The sequence below is a fragment of the Streptococcus sp. 9903 genome, from assembly GCF_013276625.1.
Classification (GTDB): domain Bacteria; phylum Bacillota; class Bacilli; order Lactobacillales; family Streptococcaceae; genus Streptococcus.
The window spans coordinates 186053-202722 of sequence record NZ_VMLI01000001.1; the positions used below are offsets into that span (position 1 = coordinate 186053).

The following is a 16670-nucleotide window of genomic DNA, read 5'->3' on the forward strand; positions in this document are numbered from 1 at the left end:
TATCATGAGGAGGAGTTCGTGTGCAAATAGAGTTATTGGATATCATCGATGAAAAGAAGACAAGAAAGGAAGCTATCAAAGTCCTTAAAAAATACAGTCGTCTGAGACGGATAGCTGGAGAAGAATACGCTCCAAAAATAACAATATCCTACTCGCTTGAACCAAAATCATCAAGTGGTCAGACAAGTAAGCAGGTAGAAAGCATGGTCTTGCGTAGAGTATCAGCTCAGCAGGACCTAGAACTAATCGCTAAAGCAATCAACAATCTTTCTGATATGGAATACACACGTATCCTAATCGAACGATATTGCAGGAAGAAAAGGAGGGAAGACTACAGTATTTATTCAGAACTAGGCTACTCATCCAGTGAGTATTATCGGATATTAAACAAAGCTCTTTTAGAGTTCGCGGAGTCCTATCAAGCAAGCAACCTTCTGGTTTACAAGTGATTTCTGGGAAAATCTTGGGAAAAATCTGGGAAAATCTTGGGAGAATTGGAACGGAAAAAGGTGCTAAAATAGTATTATCCAATGATTGGCAACGAACAGTCATGAGGACTCCTAAAAATATAGAGGTTTCGACCTCTTAGACAGTAAGGACAGGTTAGCAGGTTGTTTGGGTCTCCTTGAAACTTTTACCAAGCGTGCGTTTTACTGCTAGACCAGCTGGTTCAATTCCAGCTACTGTCATATTCAATGCCACGACTAGTGGCTTTTTATGTAGAAAGGAGAGGTACATGAAGAAAGTAGAACCAATTCGTGATTTAGACGATATCGAACGAATGAAAAATTATTTAAAATCAAAAAGTGAACGAAACTATATTCTCTTTTTATTTGGGATATACTCAGGTTTACGAGTAAGCGATATTGTTCCTCTCCAAGTAAAACATGTTACCCAAGACAGAATAGAAATAAAAGAGAAAAAGACAGGGAAAGTAAGAAGGTTCGCAGTTAACCCAGAGTTAAGAAAAGCCTTGAATCGCTACATAAAAGAAAATAATCTTGAAAGTTACGACTACCTCTTTCCGAGCCGGAAGAAAGTTAGGGGCGATGGACTTAGAATCAAGCATATAGGAAGAGTAGCTGTGTATCAATTTCTAAATGATGCAGCAAATCATTCTGGACTTGAACATATTGGTACTCACTCAATGAGAAAAACATTTGGGTACCATCACTACAAACAGAATGGTAATATAGCTATCTTAATGCAGATACTTAATCACTCTGCACCAGATATAACATTGGACTATATAGGCTATAATCAAGATGAAATAGATGAAAGTATGCTTACTTTTACGTATTAAAAGCATGTCTATTTATCATATTGAGAAACGGTAAATTCAATAAATCAGAAATGTAGTTGAAGCATTGCCTAGACTGAGTTAAAGCAGGTTCTCTCGAAAGTCACAAAATATAAGATATGTTAAATACAAGAGGGGGTGGGTGCACTAAAAACACCCCTGTTTTGAAAGATACCGAGGGGGTATATTTGAGAACACCAACCCCCCTACCCTAAAAGAAAGGACCCCCTCCTTAGATGAATACCAACCCCCTCCGTGCAGACCGTAGCGGACCACATAGAGTAGCCTTTGAGAAGAACAAGAAGATTATCTTAAAGACAAGAAACACTTGTGGGATATGTGGCCAGCCTGTAGACAAAGACCTGAGATATCCTCATCCATTAAGTCCAGTCATTGACCACATCGTTCCAGTAAATAAGAATGGACATCCATCTGATATTGCTAACTTGCAGTTAGCACATTGGCAATGCAATAGACAGAAGTCTGACAAGCTATATGCTGATGAGAAGACAAATGGAACAAAGGTTATCGGTAATAGGAACTTGCCACAAAGTACAGATTGGTTTAAATATAAGAGTTAATATTAAAACCATCAGTAATCATTTAAAAAATAAATAGACCGTGTTTTAAAAAAATAATTAGACAGAGATTAAAAAAGAGGACGAGTGTTCCTGCCAAGGTGGGGGGGATGACCCCCTCCCCCTCGGTGCTTCAGGGCTTCACACCGTCACTGTACATTTTTTCTCGCGGGAAATGAAAGGTAGTTGTATAAAATGACATTGAAAGGTATGGGCTATCTCAGGAAGAAGTTAGCCAATTACAAAATGGGTGTAGATACTAGATATAATCAGTATGCTATGCAACACAATGACATAGATGTTGGTATTACGATACCACCTCAAATCAGGCAACAATATCGGGCGGTCTTAGGTTGGGCTGCTAAAGGTGTTGATAGTCTAGCAGACCGTTTGGTCTTTCGTGAGTTTGCTAATGATGAGTTTGGGGCAAACGAAATCTTTGCTCAGAACAATCCAGATGTATTCTTTGATAGCGCGATCCTTTCAGCATTGATTGGGTCGTGTTGTTTTGTCTACATCTCGCAAGGAGACGATGATGATGCTCCTCGGTTGCAGGTTATTGAGGCAAGCAACGCGACTGGTGTTCTGGATCCTATCACTGGCTTGCTGACAGAGGGCTATGCCGTTTTGAAAAGGGATGACAATGGTTATGCCGTGCTTGAGGCTTACTTCACTAGTGATGTGACTTGGTTCTATCCGAAAGATGGTCAGCCGTTTGCAATCGGAAATCCAACGGGTGTTCCTTTGCTGGTGCCAGTCATTCATAGACCTGATGCGGTTCGTCCGTTTGGTCGGTCACGAATTACTCGGGCAGGGATGTACTATCAGAGATACGCTAAACGAACGCTTGAACGGTCAGATGTGACTGCTGAGTTCTATTCATTCCCTCAGAAGTATGTGTTGGGATTGAGTCAAGATGCTGAGGCGATTGATACTTGGAAAGCAACTGTGTCTAGCTTGCTGACCTTTACCAAAGATGATGAAGGAGATAAGCCGAATGTAGGACAATTCACCACATCCAGCATGTCTCCTTTTACTGAGCAGTTACGGACTGCAGCTGCTGGCTTTGCTGGGGAGATGGGCTTGACCTTAGATGATCTTGGCTTTGTATCTGACAATCCGTCATCTGTTGAAGCTATTAAGGCTAGTCATGAGAACTTGCGGTTAGCTGGTCGGAAGGCTCAGCGCTCTCTGGGCTCTGGTTTGCTGAATGTGGCTTATGTGGCTACTTGTTTACGTGATGAGTTTCCGTATTTGAGGAAACAGTTCAATAAAACGGTCGTGAAGTGGGAGCCTTTGTTTGAGGCGGATGCTAACATGCTGACCTTAATTGGTGATGGTGTTATCAAACTGAACCAAGCGGTGCCTGGCTATATGGATGCTGAAACCATCCGTGACTTGACTGGAATTAAAGGGTCAGACAAGCCTGCTCCAGTAGTGAAGGAGGTTGCAGATGGTGGAGGATATCGTTCCGAGCCTGCTCAAGAAAATCAAGTCTGAATTTGAAGGTGCTAGGCTAGATAGTGAGGTCTTGAAAGACTTGCTGTCTAAATTGCAGCATAGCAAGGCAAGTTATTTGGATGCCAATCAATATGCAATTGAAATTGGGGAGATACTTTCTAAGGCTCTGGGAGCCTCTCTGACGAACGAAACGCTACCAGACGGTAAAATGTATTACAATATCGCTCAACGTGTGCTGACGGACGTTCTGGGGCGAAATCATGAGCTTGTGAGTGATTATACTGAGCAAGTTCAGAAGAATTTGAACTCTGAGGCTAAAATTGGGTTAGCTGCTCAGGTTCCTGAATTGAATCAAGACAAAATTGATGGTCTGGTTAATCGTTTAGCAAGTGAGGAAAGTTTTGATGATGTAAAATGGTTGCTTGATGATCCGATTGTAAATTTTAGTCAGAGCATTGTTGATGATAGCATTAGGAAAAATGTGGAATTTCATCATAAAGTGGGGTTGAGTCCGAAAATTGTTCGAAGAGTTGTCGGTCATCCGTGCAAGTGGTGCAAGAGTTTAGAAGGTTCATACAATTATCCAGAAGTTCCCAAGGATATATATAGACGGCATGGCAATTGTAGATGTACTGTTGACTATCATCCTGGTAATGGGAAGAAACAGAATGTTCATACTAAACGTTGGGCGGAATCTCAAAAAAGTGCTAAAATAGAAGTATTAAAAGGTGTAGGCTTACCTGTTCAATCTGGTGCAAGAAATTATTTTCGTGATGAATCGAATGATGATATTTTGCCAAAAGATTTTATTAAAGCAGAAAAGCACGCTTATCTTACGTATGACAAAATAAAAAATAGTAATCAAGAATTAGAGAAGCGAAAAATTTACTCGAACATTGGAAAGTTTAAGGAAATGAAAGACTTTACCAAGGAAGATGTTGATATTGCTTTTAATCATGTTTTTAATGATATCCATCTTTTAAAAGACGGGGAAAGCTTATTTCATCCAGAAGTCAATATGGCAGAGTCGTGGGAGCGTCTGATTACTGGTAAGGATATCCAATCACATGATTTGATATTATTGAAACACGAGCGATTGGAGCATGATTATATGTATGTCAGAGGGAATATGGATTATGATACTGCTCATGCTAAAACAGATGAAACATATAATTATGGTAATGCTTTGACTCGATATTTGGAAAGGAAGAATAATGTTAAAATTTAATTTGATTGAAGTTGTGAACGGTTTTTACCATTACGAGGTCTTTCCTGAGGGTGATGTGAGTAGAAGGGAGATTTTTGAATTTAACCCTTCTACCCGTGAGATAAAGCGAAATGATCCCCCGAAATATGGTTTTGATTATGTGTCAAAATGCATCATAAATCTAAAAAATGAAGATGGCAGCTTGAAAGAATCAGGGCAAGTTGCTTGGTATTAAGCACCTAGAGAAATCTAAGTGCTTTTATTATGCTTAGAAAGGAGTAACAATGGGAAACACGATTGATTTTTCAGAGAAAAAGTCTAGTCTGGAGCGCGGTGCTTCCGTGAAAGAAATTTTGGAGGAAAATCTTGAGGCTAGTCATGACTACACTTCGGTATTGGTAGTTTCTTTGGATAAAGATGGTGAGATAAATCTTGGCTATAGCTGGGATAGTAGTTTGCAGGCATTGGGAATGCTAGATGTTGCTAAAAACTATATTTTGAACGTAATCAATTAAATCATCCCAGCGATAGGGTTATCATGCGGTACGATTGAAAGGAGCAGTGGATGGCTAGAAAGAAACTTGGCAATCAGAATCCTACTCAATCGGTAATTTTAAAGTACGTCAAGAAAAATTCTAAGGCGAAAGAAGCGGTAGAAATCTACGAACGGACGGGTCTTTCTTGCTATGCTTGGCAAATCAACTTACTGACATCCATCATGGCGGTTGACAAGAATGGTTTGTGGGTGCATCAAAAATTTGGCTACTCTATTCCTCGTCGTAATGGGAAGTCCGAACTCTTGTACCTTTTTGAACTTTGGGGCCTGCACAATGGATTAAATATCCTACACACGGCCCACCGAATATCTACCTCCCATTCCTCTTTTGAAAAGGTTAAACGTTACCTTGAGAAAATGGGGTATGTGGACGGTGAACACTTTAGCTCTATACGAGCCAAGGGACAAGAGCGGATTGAACTGTTTGACGGCGGTGGGATTGTACAATTCCGTACCAGAACATCTAATGGTGGTTTGGGAGAAGGTTTTGACCTTCTTGTAATCGATGAGGCTCAGGAATATACAACTGAGCAGGAATCAGCTTTGAAATATACGGTAACGGATAGTAGTAATCCAATCACAATCATGTGTGGGACACCTCCTACACCTGTTTCAAATGGGACGGTATTCACAAATTACCGTAAGACTTGCCTTTTCGGGAAAGGAAAATACTCTGGTTGGGCGGAGTGGTCGGTCTCTGAGGAAAAAGAAATCGATGATGTCGATGCCTGGTATAACTCCAATCCCTCAATGGGTTACCATTTGAATGAGCGGAAGATAGAAGCTGAGCTTGGTGATGATAAGCTAGACCATAATGTTCAGCGTTTGGGTTATTGGCCTGAATACAACCAGAAATCTGCTATTTCGGAAACGGAATGGAATGAGTTGTGCGTGGACTCTATGCCTGATTTGTCAGGTAAGTTGTTTGTCGGAGTCAAATATGGTCAAGATGGCGCAAACGTGGCATTAAGTATTGCTGTTCGTACGGCAGATGAGCGGATTTTTGTTGAGACGATTGACTGTCAGTCAGTTCGTAATGGGAATGACTGGATCTTGGATTTTGTCAAGCGTGCCGATGTAGCTACTATCGTAGTCGATGGGGCAAGCGGTCAGAAAATCCTTGATGAAGAGTTGAAAAAGGAACGCATGAAGAGCGTGATATTGCCCACGGTTAAGGAAATCATCGTGGCTAACTCGATGTGGGAACAAGGGATTTATCAAAAAACCTTGTGCCATGCTGGTCAACCATCTTTAAAGAAAATCACAACCAACTGTGAGAAGCGGAACATCGGTTCAAACGGTGGGTTTGGCTATCGCTCGCATTTTGCGGATATGGATATTTCTTTGATGGATAGCGCCTTGCTTGCGCATTGGGCTTGTGTGACAACTAAGCCTAAGAAAAAACAAAAAATCAGTTATTAAGAAGAGCGGTTGAAAGACTGCTTTTTTTGATGCCTAAAAAATTACCGAACTGCCGGGAAAGCAGGAGAAAGGAGACATGAAGATGTCTGAATTTAAAACGATTGAAACACAAGAAGAACTCGATAACATCGTGAAGGAACGTATCAGACGTGAGCGTGAAAAATTCGGTGATTATGATGAACTCAAGAAACGTGTTTCAGAACTGGAATCTGAAAACAGTGCTTTGAAGTCTACTGTTGAAGATGACAAGCAAACTAGAGCGGGATTAGACGCTCAAATTACTGAATTGCAGGGGCAAGTAAGCAATTATGAAACTGCTAGCTTGCGAACTCGTATCGCTTTACAAAATGGCTTGCCTTATGACTTGGCTGATCGTCTTCAAGGCGCTGACGAAGAGGCATTAAAGGCTGACGCTGAGCGTCTAGCTGGCTTTATGCGTCCAGCGACACCTCCAGCGCCACTAAGAGATACGGAGCCCCCTATCGGTGATGACAAAACTATGCAAATGAAGCAAATGCTTCGTGAATTACAACCAAAAGGAGAATAGAAATTATGGCAGATAATGCAATGAAAGCTGGAACACTTTTTAAACCAGAAGTAGTAAAAGAATTGATTAGCAAGGTGCAGGGTAAATCTGTACTAGCTAAATTGTCAGCACAAACCCCAATTCCGTTCAATGGAGTGGAGCAATTTATCTTCAACCTTGAAGGAAATGCTCAAATTGTTGGAGAAGGTGAACAAAAACAAGCTGGTAAAGCTAAAATCACATCTAAAGTAATCAAACCACTTAAATTTGTTTATCAAGCTCGTATCACAGATGAGTTCAAATATGCTTCAGAAGAAAAACAAATGAACTTCTTGTCAGCCTATATGGATGGATTTGCTAAGAAGATTGCGGAAGCCTTTGACCTTGCTGCTCTTCATGGTTTGGAACCAAAAACAATGACGGACGCTTCTTTCCGTGCAACAAACTCATTTGACGGATTGATTACTGGGAATATTGTTAATTATGATGAAGCACATATTGATGACAATATTGATACCGCAGTTCAAACAATTGTAGCAAAAGGTGGTGAAGTGACAGGTATTGCCTTGTCACCAACTGCAGGCCAAAACTTGGCTAAAATCAAAGTCAACGGTGTTGTTCAATATCCAGAGTTCCGCTTTGGTCAAAACCCTGATTCATTCTACGGTATGAAATCAGACATCAATAAGAATCTTACTGTTAATGGCGGTACTGCTGAAACAGACCACGCTATTGTAGGTGACTTCCAAAATCGCTTCAAGTGGGGCTGTGCCGAAAACATTCCTATGGAAATCATTGAATACGGGGATCCAGACGGCGCTGGTCGTGACCTTAAAGCTTACAATGAAATCTGTTTACGTGCAGAAGCCTTTATCGGCTGGGGTATTCTTGATGAAGAAGCCTTCGCTCGTGTGAAAGCGTAAATTTTATGGCTTTATACCGTGATTTAAAATCAGGTGTTATAATCGCCTCTGAGTGTATTCTCGGAGGTGATTGGGTACCTGTGGAAGATACGGCACCAAGCGGAGGAGATATGACCGTAGCGGAATTGAAGTCTAGTTTGGATGAATTGGGCATTGATTACGATAAGAGTTCAAAAAAATCCGATTTGGTAGCCTTGTACGAGGAAAACAAGGGTTAAGCTATGGGAAATTTTGCAAAGATTGAAGACTTGGAATTGTTGTGGCGCTCGTTGAAATTTGATGAGCGTGCAAGGGCTGAGGCTTTGTTGGAAGTTGTATCTAATTCTTTGCGAGTGGAAGCTGAAAAAGTCGGTAAAGATCTTGACGATATGGTGGCGGAAAGCGTGTCATTCGCTAGTGTTGCCAAGTCTGTCACGGTCGATATCGTGGCACGAACCCTCATGACCTCAACAGACCATGAACCAATGACTCAGGTTGCTGAAAGTGCCTTGGGTTATTCGTTTAGTGGCTCTTACCTTGTTCCTGGGGGCGGTCTTTTTATCAAAGACACCGAACTCAAAAGGCTTGGTTTGAAGAAAAAACAACGATATGGAGCGATTGAAATTTATGACCTACCTAAAAGGGATCCCTGTCATTTTAGTGGACAAGGTAGAAATTGGTAACGACGATTTCGGTCATCCAATCCATCGTGATGTTGAGATTGAGGTTCAAAATGTATTAGTTGCCCCAACTTCATCAGAGGACGTCATCAATCAAATGAACTTGACTGGAAAGAAGGCGGTCTATACACTTGGTATTCCCAAAGGAGATACTAACAAGTGGGAAAACCGTGAGGTCAAGTTTTTTGGTCGTAAATGGCGGACGATTGGCATCCCTCAAGAGGGGATTGAGTCAATGATTCCATTATCTTGGAATAGAAAGGTTATGGTTGAAGTTTATGAGTAATATGAAGTTTCAATTGAATCCACTAGGGGTATCTGCTCTATTACGCTCTCCTGAAATGCAAGCTATTTTAGAAGAGAAAGGGCAAGGGATTGCTGAAAGAGCTGGTGAGGGGTTTGAATTGACTGTATCGCCAGGGCAAAAGCGTGCCAATGCAAAGATTAGTACAACTGACATCAAGAGCATGGCTAGAAATAAAAAACATAATATTTTACTGAAGGCTATGAGATGATCGAATTAGTTATAAAGAAATTTTTGGACGGACAGTTAGATGTTCCGTCTTTTTTTGAGCATAAACCGAAAATGCCTGAAAGTTATGTCATTTTAGAAAAGACTGGAAGCGGTGGAAGCGACTACGTTCATTCCGCCACATTCGCTTTTCAAAGTTATGCACCATCACTCGAAAAGGCTGCTGAGCTGAATGAGAAAGTCAAGAAAGTAGTTGAGAATCTCATCACAGTCAACGAAGTCAGCGGTGTGCATCACAATAGTGACTACAACTTTACAGACACGGAAACGAAGCAATATCGCTATCAAGCGGTATATGACATCAATTATTTTTAAAAAGGAGGTGTAGTTTTGGCGCCAGAATTAGAAGCGACAGAAATAAGAACACCAAATGCAGAATCAACAGGAGGAAAGAATATGACGACTGCATCAGCATCAAATGTAACGGCTGCTAAGCCTAAAATTGGAGGAGCAGTATCTACTGCACCAGCTGGAACAAACCTACCACTAAATGCCAAAACAGTATTGGATGCTGCATTTAAAACGCTAGGATACATTTCAGAAGATGGCTTGACCAACGAGAACTCACCAGAGTCAGAAGAAGTCAAGGCTTGGGGAGGACAAACAGTCTTGTCTTCTCAAACTGAAAAGAAAGATACTTTCAAATACAAGTTGATTGAAGGTCTGAACATTGAAGTCTTGAAAGAAGTGTATGGGCCAGATAACGTTTCAGGAACCCTTGAAACAGGTATCACTGTAAAAGCTAATGGTAAAGAATTGCCAGAACATAGCTTGGTTATTGATACATTGTTGAAAAACGGCTATGTGAAACGTGTTGTCATTCCTCGTGGTAAGGTTAGCGAAATTGGCGAAATTAGCTATAAAGACGGCGAGCCTATCGGCTATGAATTGACGATCACTGCATTACCAGACAACAGTGAGAATACTCACTACGAATATATTCAAGGAGCGTAAAGTAAATGGAAGAAATCTTAAAAGGAACAACAGAATCAGGGTTTGAGTACAAAATCCCTAAAAAACGATTGAGAAACTTTTATCTCATGCGCGAAGCGTCCAAAATGGAGAAGGGGGATTTTGAAGCTGCTGAAAAATTGCTGAATCTTCTCTTTGGTAAAGAACAAGCGAAAGCATTCTTGTCTCATTTAGATGATGGAGACGACTTCATTGATACTGAGGTACTATTCGCAGATATCAAGAGTATTTTTGAGTCCAACAAAGACCTAAAAAAATCCTAGTCCTTGCTCAGATGATTAGCTTAGACGAGGATGCTCTTGTCTGTGATTTAGCAGAAACCTATCAAATATACGACTATAAACAGCTACCTTTAAATGAGGTGGCTGTTTTTGCGTATGGGTTGCGTGATAATTCGCGGATAAAGCAGATGATGTCTGACCAAATCGTCCCTCTGGAAACGACGTTACTTGCAAATATCGTAGACAGACTGTCTCTTTCTTTGTGGTTGCAAACTAAGGATGGGCAAAAGGGTACCAATCGTCCTGCATCAATTGCTGGAATGCTAACAAAAAATCACAAAGAAAAGAGTGACGAAAGGGATTATCTCGTCTTTGAATCTGGTGAGGACTTTGAAAACTATCGCAAGGCTTTACTTGCGAAAACAGGAGGTGAGGAATAGTGGCGACCGAATTAGGAAAAGCCTACGTTCAAATCATTCCATCTGCTAAAGGTATTAGTGGCATGATTCAAAAGGAAATGGGTGGTGAAGTCGCCTCAGCTGGCGTTAGCGCAGGCGAATCCCTCGGATCCAAAATGATGGGGGCTGTTTCAGGAGTTATTGCTGCTGCTGGAATTGGTAAGGCAATTGGAGCATCGATAAACGAAGGGGCAGCACTTCAACAATCGCTTGGTGGTATTGAAACCTTATTTAAAGACTCAGCTGATAAGGTTAAAGGCTTTGCGAATGAGGCCTACAAGACAACAGGTCTGTCAGCCAATGCCTATATGGAAAATGTAACAGGCTTCTCAGCCAGTCTGTTGCAATCTCTTGGCGGAGATACAGATAAAGCAGCAGAAACGGCAAACATGGCCATGATTGATATGTCGGATAATGCTAACAAGATGGGAACATCTATGGAAAGCATTCAGCTGGCTTATCAAGGGTTTGCCAAGCAAAACTACACCATGCTTGACAACTTGAAATTGGGTTATGGTGGTACAAAACAAGAGATGCAACGGCTTTTAGCTGATGCAGAAAAATTGACAGGTGTTAAGTATGACATAAATAACTTGTCAGATGTTTATAGCGCCATTCACGCCATCCAAGAGAATTTGGACATCACTGGTACAACAGCGAGAGAGGCAGCAACGACTTTCACAGGATCCTTTGAATCGATGAAAGCAGCTGCTCAGAATGTCCTTGGTAAAATTGCGATTGGCGAAAATGTAACGCCAGCTTTGCAATCGCTATTAGAAACCACAAAGACTTTCCTTTTTGGTAACTTCTTACCAATGATAGGCAATATCTTATCAGGACTAGGAGTAGTACTGACCGAAGGTGTAAGCTCTTTAGCTTCTCAGCTTTTTGGAGAAGCTTTTGGAAATGCAGTCTTTGAACAGATTGCGCATGTAACAGGAATTTTCGATACCTTTTTCGATATGATTTTCGGGTCTATGGATAGGCAAGGAAATATAGACATCCTAAACACCATTGGATTTAGTGATGAAGCGGCAACCCAAATTGTCAATATTGCAGAGAATATCCGAACAACATTCGAGAATATCGGTTCAGTTATCGGTAATGTTGGTAGCATCGTAGCTGATTTTGTAGGCGATCTCTTAGGAATTCAGGGTGGTGAGCAGGGAGTCAATCTTCTTGGAACTGCTTTTGAAATTTTGAGTTCAGCATTGAGAACCGGCTCATCTATCCTAAAAGAAATCACTAGTTTTTTCAAAGAAAATAAATTAGCAGCTGATTTACTGAAGACAGCGGTAGTTGCACTTGGTGTTGGTTTACCAGTAGTGAAATTCGCAAACTTTTTACAAGGTTTGGGTGGAATTAGTGGAGTGCTTGGAATTGCTAAGACGGCAATAACAACGTTTGCTACAAGTATAACGGCAGCAATATCATCCATACCTTTGATTGGTTGGATTGCAGCTGCAGTTGCTGCCTTGGCTTGGTTCTTTACTCAAACTGAAACAGGTAGACAAATTTGGTCATCTTTTGTAGCTTGGATCAAACAGGCATGGCAGGGGATTGCTGATTTCTTTGTAAACCTTTGGTCTGGCATCTCTGAAGGTGCTAGTACATTGTGGGATGGAGTTGTTACAGCCTGGAATGCCGTTGTAACATTCTTTTCTGACTTGTGGGTAAGTATTCAAGAAGCTGCATCTGTGGCATGGACAGCTATCACAACAGCAGTGATGGCTATTGTTCAACCGTTCATTGATGGATTCATGAATATTTGGAACAATATTTCAGATGGTCTTACCCAAATTTGGGAAGGGGTTAAGATGATTTTCCAAGGTGCTTGGGAATTCATCAAGTCTATTTTCTTAGGTGCTATTTTAATCATCATTGACCTTGTGACAGGGAATTTTGACCAACTAAGTGCAGATCTTTCTCTAATTTGGGAAGGTATTAAAAATAGTGTTTCTATGATATGGGAAGGGATTAAAACATTCTTTTCTGGTATTGTAGATGCTATTGTTGGATATGGTATTGCTATTTTTGAAAACTTTTCTACCACTCTTAGTACAATTTGGAAAGGGTTGTCTGCTGCAGGTAAGGCTATCTTTGATGGTTTCGCTCAGATATTATCTAACATCTGGAGCACGATCAAATCTGTCGCAAGCAGTGCTTGGGAAGGTTTGAAATCAACCGTCTTAGGTCTGATTGATGGACTTGTACAAGGAGCTAAAAATGCTTGGGAAAGCATGAAACAAGGTGTTCGTGATCTTGTTGATAAGGTTACAAGCATATTCGATGGAATCAAAAACATTGACCTTTGGGAGGCTGGTAAGGCTATCCTTGATGGCTTTTTAAATGGTTTGAAATCTGCTTGGAGTGCAGTAACTGACTTCGTTGGTGGTATTGCTAGCTGGATTCGTGACCACAAAGGTCCGATTGAGTATGACCGTAAGCTCTTGATTCCTGCTGGTAATGCGATTATGCAAGGTTTGAATAGAGGGTTGCAAGACCGTTTTAAGGGTGTTAAGAAATCTGTCAGTGGAATGGCTGGTGAAATCTCAAACGCATTTTCAAACGATGATTTTGGTTTGAGTGGAACACCGACTATTGCCAAAAATATTGAAGCAAGTTTGGCCATGCCAAGTGCTCAAATTGAGGCAAAAGACAGTCAAACCGTGTCTGAGATAGCGATTCTGAGAGCAAGTATGGAGAAGATCCTTACTGCTATCCTTGAAAAGCCGTCAGATACTTACCTGGACGCTGATAAAATTTCAATGAGCGTCTACCAACGTCAAGGTGCAATTTATGCTAGGGAGGGAATTTAATGGAATACATGATTATCAATGGTTTCAATACTTCAACCATTCCTAACTGTGTGGTGACGGATTTTGGCGAGGTAGAGGCTGCTAAGCCTAGGGTGGCTGAAGATGCTACCCTGTTTGGGGTTAACGGGAATTACCGTGTCTTGGACGGTGCTTACGAAAGTTACGAAAGGACTTTTGCATTTTACCTTCCAAGGACGGTAGACCCGTCTAAAATCGTTGAGAGATTCCAACCAAATGATAATACGCTAGAGTTTAGCTACCAACTAGGCTCTATTTTTTATGCTGATTTCGTCAGTGCAAAATACAAGCCCCAAGGTATGCACGGCTGGAAATTAGAAATCAAGCTGAGTATGCAACCATTCCGTTATCAGAAAAATGTTGCTCCTCTTATCTTTACCGCAAGCGGTAATGTCAACAATCCAGGCTCTGTCTATAGTGAGCCTGTGATTGAGATTGAAGGGGACGGTGATATTTCTTTGACTATCGGACGGACAACCATGCACTTGACCATTAGACGAAAAGTGACTATTGATTGTAGACATAAGAAACAGAATATCTACAACGCAGATGGTGCGGTTCAAAATACGCTACGAAAACGTGGAGGCTTCTTTGAGTTGGCAGTCGGTAGTAACGGTCTGGTCTTTACTGGTGCGGTTCGTAAGGTCACAGTTCGGCCGAATTGGAGGTATATTTTATGATTTATCTTACTGAAGGCAATACGCCTTTAAATGAGGCCTACAATGACGAAATCGTCCAGGAACGAAACAATACCTATCAACTGACCTTTCGTTTTCCTACATCGGATCCCAAGTGGGAATTGCTGAAAGAGGAAACTTTTCTGACAGCTGATGACCTGCATGGCGAGCAGGATTTTTATATTTTTGAGGTTGAAAAACAACAAGGATATATCCAAGTCTATGCCAATCAGGTTATCAGCCTGTTAAATAACTACATCGTCAGCTCTATCGATGTGGATCGTGTCAGTGGCACAAGGGTGTTGAGTGCTTTTGCTGGTAGTATTACTAGAGCCAATCCTTTTTCTTTCTTCTCAGATATTGACGATAGGCATACGCTCAACATCAAGGACAAGAATGCGATGGAGGTCTTGGCGAAAGACAAGCATTCTATCCTTGGTCAGTGGGGCGGAGATATGGTGCGAAATGGCTACAATTTACGCTTGTTGAAAAATGGCGGTTCTGAGAATGAATCGCTTTTTATGTACAAGAAAAACCTGTCTAGCTACCAACATAAGACCTCAACGAAGTCTTTGAAAACTCGGATAACCTTTAAAACGGCTGTTAAAGGTGAAGGAGAAAAGGCGCCTGACATTGATTATGTAGTGGTGATTGATAGTCCCTTGCTTGGGAAATACAGCCAAATCTATGAAGCAGTTGTTGAGGTCAATGATCAGAATGTCAAAGACCAAGCTAGCTTGATTGAATACGGTAAGCAGTATTTTCGGACAAGTATGTGCGACATGCTAGAAGATAATCTTGAAATCTCGGTTGTCGGCCAGAGCGATGTAGCGGTTCGGATGTTCGATGTTGTCAGTATCTACCATGAATGGTATGGTCTTGATGTTCGTAAGAAAATCACGAAATACACCTATTCGCCAATGGCAAAACGCTTAAAGACAATTGGATTCGGAACCTTCCAATCCAGTCTTGCGAATGCGATAGGTGGGATTGTCAATGATGCCGTTTTGAATGAAAGCCGAAATCTGCATCAGATTTTTGAAGAACGTTTGAAAAAGGAAATCGCAAACGCTGACCGTGCGTTTGACGCTGAGTTTGCCAAGCGTGAGAAAGCTATTACGGATGCCATCGAGCAGTACAAGGCTAAGGCGGAAGAAATGGGCGCTAAAATCCACGAGGAAATGGAGAAAGAGCGTCCTGAGTTCGTGAAGCGAATCCGTGAGGAGCTGATGAGTGGTGCTGACTCAATTGCTGAATTAAGCAAGAAACTGGAGCAGGTCAGTGAGACTGCAAGGGTTAACGCTAGTCTGATTGGTGGTGACGGGAATACTCAGTACAACAAGAACCGTCTCAATGGTGGCACGGCTAAGAAAATCAGTTACGGAATGGATTTCGTAGAAGTCGGTCACAATGGAGAGGGTTTCGAACTAGGCAAGCAGTATGTCATCAGCTGGTCCGCAACCTGTACACCTTACGGGAAGACTGATGTGATTGTGGCAGTGAATAAGCCTATATTTTACGGTGGACACGTTCATCTTGCGCCTGCTAATACAGTCATGCCAGTGATTGACAAAGACCTTGTCCAGAAAGAGGAGCAGGTCTTGGCAGTCTACTACGGTGCCTATCGTCTGACCTTCTCAGGGGACTGGTATCAGAATGTAGAGCAGTCTTTGACGATTGATAATCAGACAAGACGGATTGAACTAGCGCCAGTCTACAAGACGGTTGCTGACGGACAAAATGCTAGATATGAGGGAAGTTGGAGTGAGACCCCAACTTTTATTTTTGATGGAGGTAGAACATGACGGAAACAACGCCTGAAGTAGTACCTATCAGGGTACAACATAAACGTATGTCAGCGAGTGACTGGGCAAGTAGCACTCTGGTCTTACTCGATGGTGAGTTAGGTATTGAGAGCGACACTGGTAAGGTCAAGGTCGGAAACGGTACTGACCAATTCTCAGACCTGCAGTATCTGACTGGTCCGAAAGGTGACCGTGGAGAACGTGGGGAAACAGGACCACGAGGCGCGGACGGTGTTATGCGATTCGAGAACTTGACGAGTCAACAGAGAGAAAGTTTGCGTGGTCCGCAGGGTGTCCAAGGTGAACGAGGGCAACAAGGACTGCAGGGCATTCAAGGGCCTAGAGGATTGACTGGTGCAAAGGGTCCAGCAGGACCGGCAGGAGCTAGAGGTGCGGATGGAGCGCCAGGGCAAAACATCATCAATCAGAACGGCGGGCAACCAATGAAATATTGGTCTGGTACAAGGTCTCAATATGACGCGATTGCCAACAAGGATAGTAACACTATCTACGATATTTTTAGTCAATAGGAGGTA

Annotated in this window: 22 protein-coding genes; all 22 read left to right on the forward strand. The window is 41.8% G+C overall.

The window, feature by feature from the left end; translation table 11 throughout:
- The first annotated feature begins 20 nt into the window (after positions 1 to 20).
- The 22 genes from HT696_RS01010 (at position 21) to HT696_RS01115 (ending at position 16664) form a co-directional block, all read left to right on the forward strand.
- Positions 21 to 449: an ArpU family phage packaging/lysis transcriptional regulator gene (locus HT696_RS01010; protein ID WP_023940104.1), complete on the forward strand. Its 429-nt coding sequence runs from the start codon at positions 21 to 23 to the stop codon at positions 447 to 449.
- Between the two features lie 287 nt (positions 450 to 736).
- A complete protein-coding gene (locus tag HT696_RS01015; protein WP_138700361.1) occupies positions 737 to 1303 on the forward strand; it encodes a site-specific integrase in 567 nt (188 codons plus the stop codon).
- 233 nt (positions 1304 to 1536) lie between these two features.
- Positions 1537 to 1881 carry an HNH endonuclease signature motif containing protein gene (locus HT696_RS01020; RefSeq protein WP_050228905.1) on the forward strand — a complete coding sequence of 115 codons (345 nt, stop codon included), beginning with the start codon at positions 1537 to 1539 and terminating at the stop codon, positions 1879 to 1881.
- 192 nt (positions 1882 to 2073) lie between these two features.
- Positions 2074 to 3378, forward strand: coding sequence for a hypothetical protein (locus tag HT696_RS01025; protein ID WP_173252937.1), 1305 nt, complete (start codon positions 2074 to 2076; stop codon positions 3376 to 3378).
- A complete protein-coding gene (locus HT696_RS10600) occupies positions 3332 to 4567 on the forward strand; it encodes a hypothetical protein (protein ID WP_240150230.1) in 1236 nt (411 codons plus the stop codon). Before HT696_RS01025 ends, HT696_RS10600 begins: the two co-directional genes overlap by 47 nt.
- The gene (locus tag HT696_RS01035; protein ID WP_112445646.1) at positions 4554 to 4781 is read left to right on the forward strand and encodes a hypothetical protein; all 228 of its coding nucleotides are present in this window, start codon (positions 4554 to 4556) and stop codon (positions 4779 to 4781) included. Before HT696_RS10600 ends, HT696_RS01035 begins: the two co-directional genes overlap by 14 nt.
- A 49-nt stretch (positions 4782 to 4830) precedes the next feature.
- Positions 4831 to 5061, forward strand: coding sequence for a hypothetical protein (locus tag HT696_RS01040; RefSeq protein WP_050216382.1), 231 nt, complete (start codon positions 4831 to 4833; stop codon positions 5059 to 5061).
- Positions 5062 to 5111: 50 nt separating this feature from the next.
- Positions 5112 to 6524: a terminase large subunit gene (locus HT696_RS01045; RefSeq protein ID WP_173282875.1), complete on the forward strand. Its 1413-nt coding sequence runs from the start codon at positions 5112 to 5114 to the stop codon at positions 6522 to 6524.
- Positions 6525 to 6606: 82 nt separating this feature from the next.
- A complete protein-coding gene (locus HT696_RS01050) occupies positions 6607 to 7071 on the forward strand; it encodes a DUF4355 domain-containing protein (protein WP_173282876.1) in 465 nt (154 codons plus the stop codon).
- A 5-nt stretch (positions 7072 to 7076) separates the two neighbouring features.
- Complete coding sequence (locus HT696_RS01055; protein ID WP_173282877.1) at positions 7077 to 7973, forward strand: phage major capsid protein; 897 nt, start codon at positions 7077 to 7079, stop codon at positions 7971 to 7973.
- Between the two features lie 5 nt (positions 7974 to 7978).
- Positions 7979 to 8191 carry a HeH/LEM domain-containing protein gene (locus HT696_RS01060; protein WP_061440032.1) on the forward strand — a complete coding sequence of 71 codons (213 nt, stop codon included), beginning with the start codon at positions 7979 to 7981 and terminating at the stop codon, positions 8189 to 8191.
- Positions 8192 to 8194: 3 nt separating this feature from the next.
- Positions 8195 to 8635, forward strand: coding sequence for a phage Gp19/Gp15/Gp42 family protein (locus HT696_RS01065; RefSeq protein ID WP_173282878.1), 441 nt, complete (start codon positions 8195 to 8197; stop codon positions 8633 to 8635).
- The gene (locus HT696_RS01070) at positions 8580 to 8918 is read left to right on the forward strand and encodes a hypothetical protein (RefSeq protein ID WP_042757330.1); all 339 of its coding nucleotides are present in this window, start codon (positions 8580 to 8582) and stop codon (positions 8916 to 8918) included. The genes HT696_RS01065 and HT696_RS01070 overlap by 56 nt, the downstream gene beginning before the upstream one ends.
- Before the next feature lies 1 nt (position 8919).
- Positions 8920 to 9147: a hypothetical protein gene (locus tag HT696_RS01075; protein ID WP_240150231.1), complete on the forward strand. Its 228-nt coding sequence runs from the start codon at positions 8920 to 8922 to the stop codon at positions 9145 to 9147.
- The gene (locus HT696_RS01080) at positions 9144 to 9479 is read left to right on the forward strand and encodes a hypothetical protein (RefSeq protein WP_173283070.1); all 336 of its coding nucleotides are present in this window, start codon (positions 9144 to 9146) and stop codon (positions 9477 to 9479) included. The genes HT696_RS01075 and HT696_RS01080 overlap by 4 nt, the downstream gene beginning before the upstream one ends.
- Before the next feature lie 81 nt (positions 9480 to 9560).
- Positions 9561 to 10118 carry a phage tail protein gene (locus HT696_RS01085; protein ID WP_173282908.1) on the forward strand — a complete coding sequence of 186 codons (558 nt, stop codon included), beginning with the start codon at positions 9561 to 9563 and terminating at the stop codon, positions 10116 to 10118.
- A 5-nt stretch (positions 10119 to 10123) separates the two neighbouring features.
- Complete coding sequence (locus HT696_RS01090) at positions 10124 to 10399, forward strand: hypothetical protein (protein WP_112445655.1); 276 nt, start codon at positions 10124 to 10126, stop codon at positions 10397 to 10399.
- A gap of 11 nt (positions 10400 to 10410) precedes the next feature.
- The gene (locus tag HT696_RS01095) at positions 10411 to 10797 is read left to right on the forward strand and encodes a DUF5361 domain-containing protein (protein ID WP_173282881.1); all 387 of its coding nucleotides are present in this window, start codon (positions 10411 to 10413) and stop codon (positions 10795 to 10797) included.
- Positions 10797 to 13634, forward strand: coding sequence for a PblA (locus HT696_RS01100; RefSeq protein WP_173282882.1), 2838 nt, complete (start codon positions 10797 to 10799; stop codon positions 13632 to 13634). The genes HT696_RS01095 and HT696_RS01100 overlap by 1 nt, the downstream gene beginning before the upstream one ends.
- On the forward strand, positions 13634 to 14332 hold the full coding sequence (locus HT696_RS01105; RefSeq protein ID WP_173282883.1) for a phage tail protein: 699 nt from the start codon (positions 13634 to 13636) through the stop codon (positions 14330 to 14332). Before HT696_RS01100 ends, HT696_RS01105 begins: the two co-directional genes overlap by 1 nt.
- Positions 14329 to 16134, forward strand: a complete 1806-nt coding sequence (locus HT696_RS10605) for a phage tail spike protein (protein ID WP_240150232.1) — start codon at positions 14329 to 14331, stop codon at positions 16132 to 16134. The genes HT696_RS01105 and HT696_RS10605 overlap by 4 nt, the downstream gene beginning before the upstream one ends.
- Positions 16131 to 16664 (forward strand): hypothetical protein, encoded by a 534-nt coding sequence (locus HT696_RS01115; RefSeq protein ID WP_173282884.1) that lies wholly within the window; start codon positions 16131 to 16133, stop codon positions 16662 to 16664. Before HT696_RS10605 ends, HT696_RS01115 begins: the two co-directional genes overlap by 4 nt.
- Positions 16665 to 16670 lie beyond the last annotated feature (6 nt).

Excerpts from the sequence above, each read along its gene's own strand:
- HT696_RS10600 (WP_240150230.1), top strand. The coding sequence starts at position 3,332 with ATGGTGGAGGATATCGTTCCGAGCCTGCTCAAGAAAATCAAGTCTGAA.
- HT696_RS01050 (WP_173282876.1), top strand. The coding sequence starts at position 6,607 with ATGTCTGAATTTAAAACGATTGAAACACAAGAAGAACTCGATAACATC.
- HT696_RS01115 (WP_173282884.1), top strand. The coding sequence starts at position 16,131 with ATGACGGAAACAACGCCTGAAGTAGTACCTATCAGGGTACAACATAAA.
- HT696_RS01060 (WP_061440032.1), top strand. The coding sequence starts at position 7,979 with ATGGCTTTATACCGTGATTTAAAATCAGGTGTTATAATCGCCTCTGAG.
- HT696_RS10605 (WP_240150232.1), top strand. The coding sequence starts at position 14,329 with ATGATTTATCTTACTGAAGGCAATACGCCTTTAAATGAGGCCTACAAT.
- HT696_RS01080 (WP_173283070.1), top strand. The coding sequence starts at position 9,144 with ATGATCGAATTAGTTATAAAGAAATTTTTGGACGGACAGTTAGATGTT.
- HT696_RS01035 (WP_112445646.1), top strand. The coding sequence starts at position 4,554 with ATGTTAAAATTTAATTTGATTGAAGTTGTGAACGGTTTTTACCATTAC.
- HT696_RS01065 (WP_173282878.1), top strand. The coding sequence starts at position 8,195 with ATGGGAAATTTTGCAAAGATTGAAGACTTGGAATTGTTGTGGCGCTCG.
- HT696_RS01040 (WP_050216382.1), top strand. The coding sequence starts at position 4,831 with ATGGGAAACACGATTGATTTTTCAGAGAAAAAGTCTAGTCTGGAGCGC.
- HT696_RS01095 (WP_173282881.1), top strand. The coding sequence starts at position 10,411 with ATGATTAGCTTAGACGAGGATGCTCTTGTCTGTGATTTAGCAGAAACC.
- HT696_RS01075 (WP_240150231.1), top strand. The coding sequence starts at position 8,920 with ATGAAGTTTCAATTGAATCCACTAGGGGTATCTGCTCTATTACGCTCT.
- HT696_RS01025 (WP_173252937.1), top strand. The coding sequence starts at position 2,074 with ATGACATTGAAAGGTATGGGCTATCTCAGGAAGAAGTTAGCCAATTAC.
- HT696_RS01085 (WP_173282908.1), top strand. The coding sequence starts at position 9,561 with ATGACGACTGCATCAGCATCAAATGTAACGGCTGCTAAGCCTAAAATT.
- HT696_RS01015 (WP_138700361.1), top strand. The coding sequence starts at position 737 with ATGAAGAAAGTAGAACCAATTCGTGATTTAGACGATATCGAACGAATG.
- HT696_RS01020 (WP_050228905.1), top strand. The coding sequence starts at position 1,537 with ATGAATACCAACCCCCTCCGTGCAGACCGTAGCGGACCACATAGAGTA.
- HT696_RS01090 (WP_112445655.1), top strand. The coding sequence starts at position 10,124 with ATGGAAGAAATCTTAAAAGGAACAACAGAATCAGGGTTTGAGTACAAA.
- HT696_RS01055 (WP_173282877.1), top strand. The coding sequence starts at position 7,077 with ATGGCAGATAATGCAATGAAAGCTGGAACACTTTTTAAACCAGAAGTA.
- HT696_RS01105 (WP_173282883.1), top strand. The coding sequence starts at position 13,634 with ATGGAATACATGATTATCAATGGTTTCAATACTTCAACCATTCCTAAC.
- HT696_RS01070 (WP_042757330.1), top strand. The coding sequence starts at position 8,580 with ATGACCTACCTAAAAGGGATCCCTGTCATTTTAGTGGACAAGGTAGAA.
- HT696_RS01045 (WP_173282875.1), top strand. The coding sequence starts at position 5,112 with ATGGCTAGAAAGAAACTTGGCAATCAGAATCCTACTCAATCGGTAATT.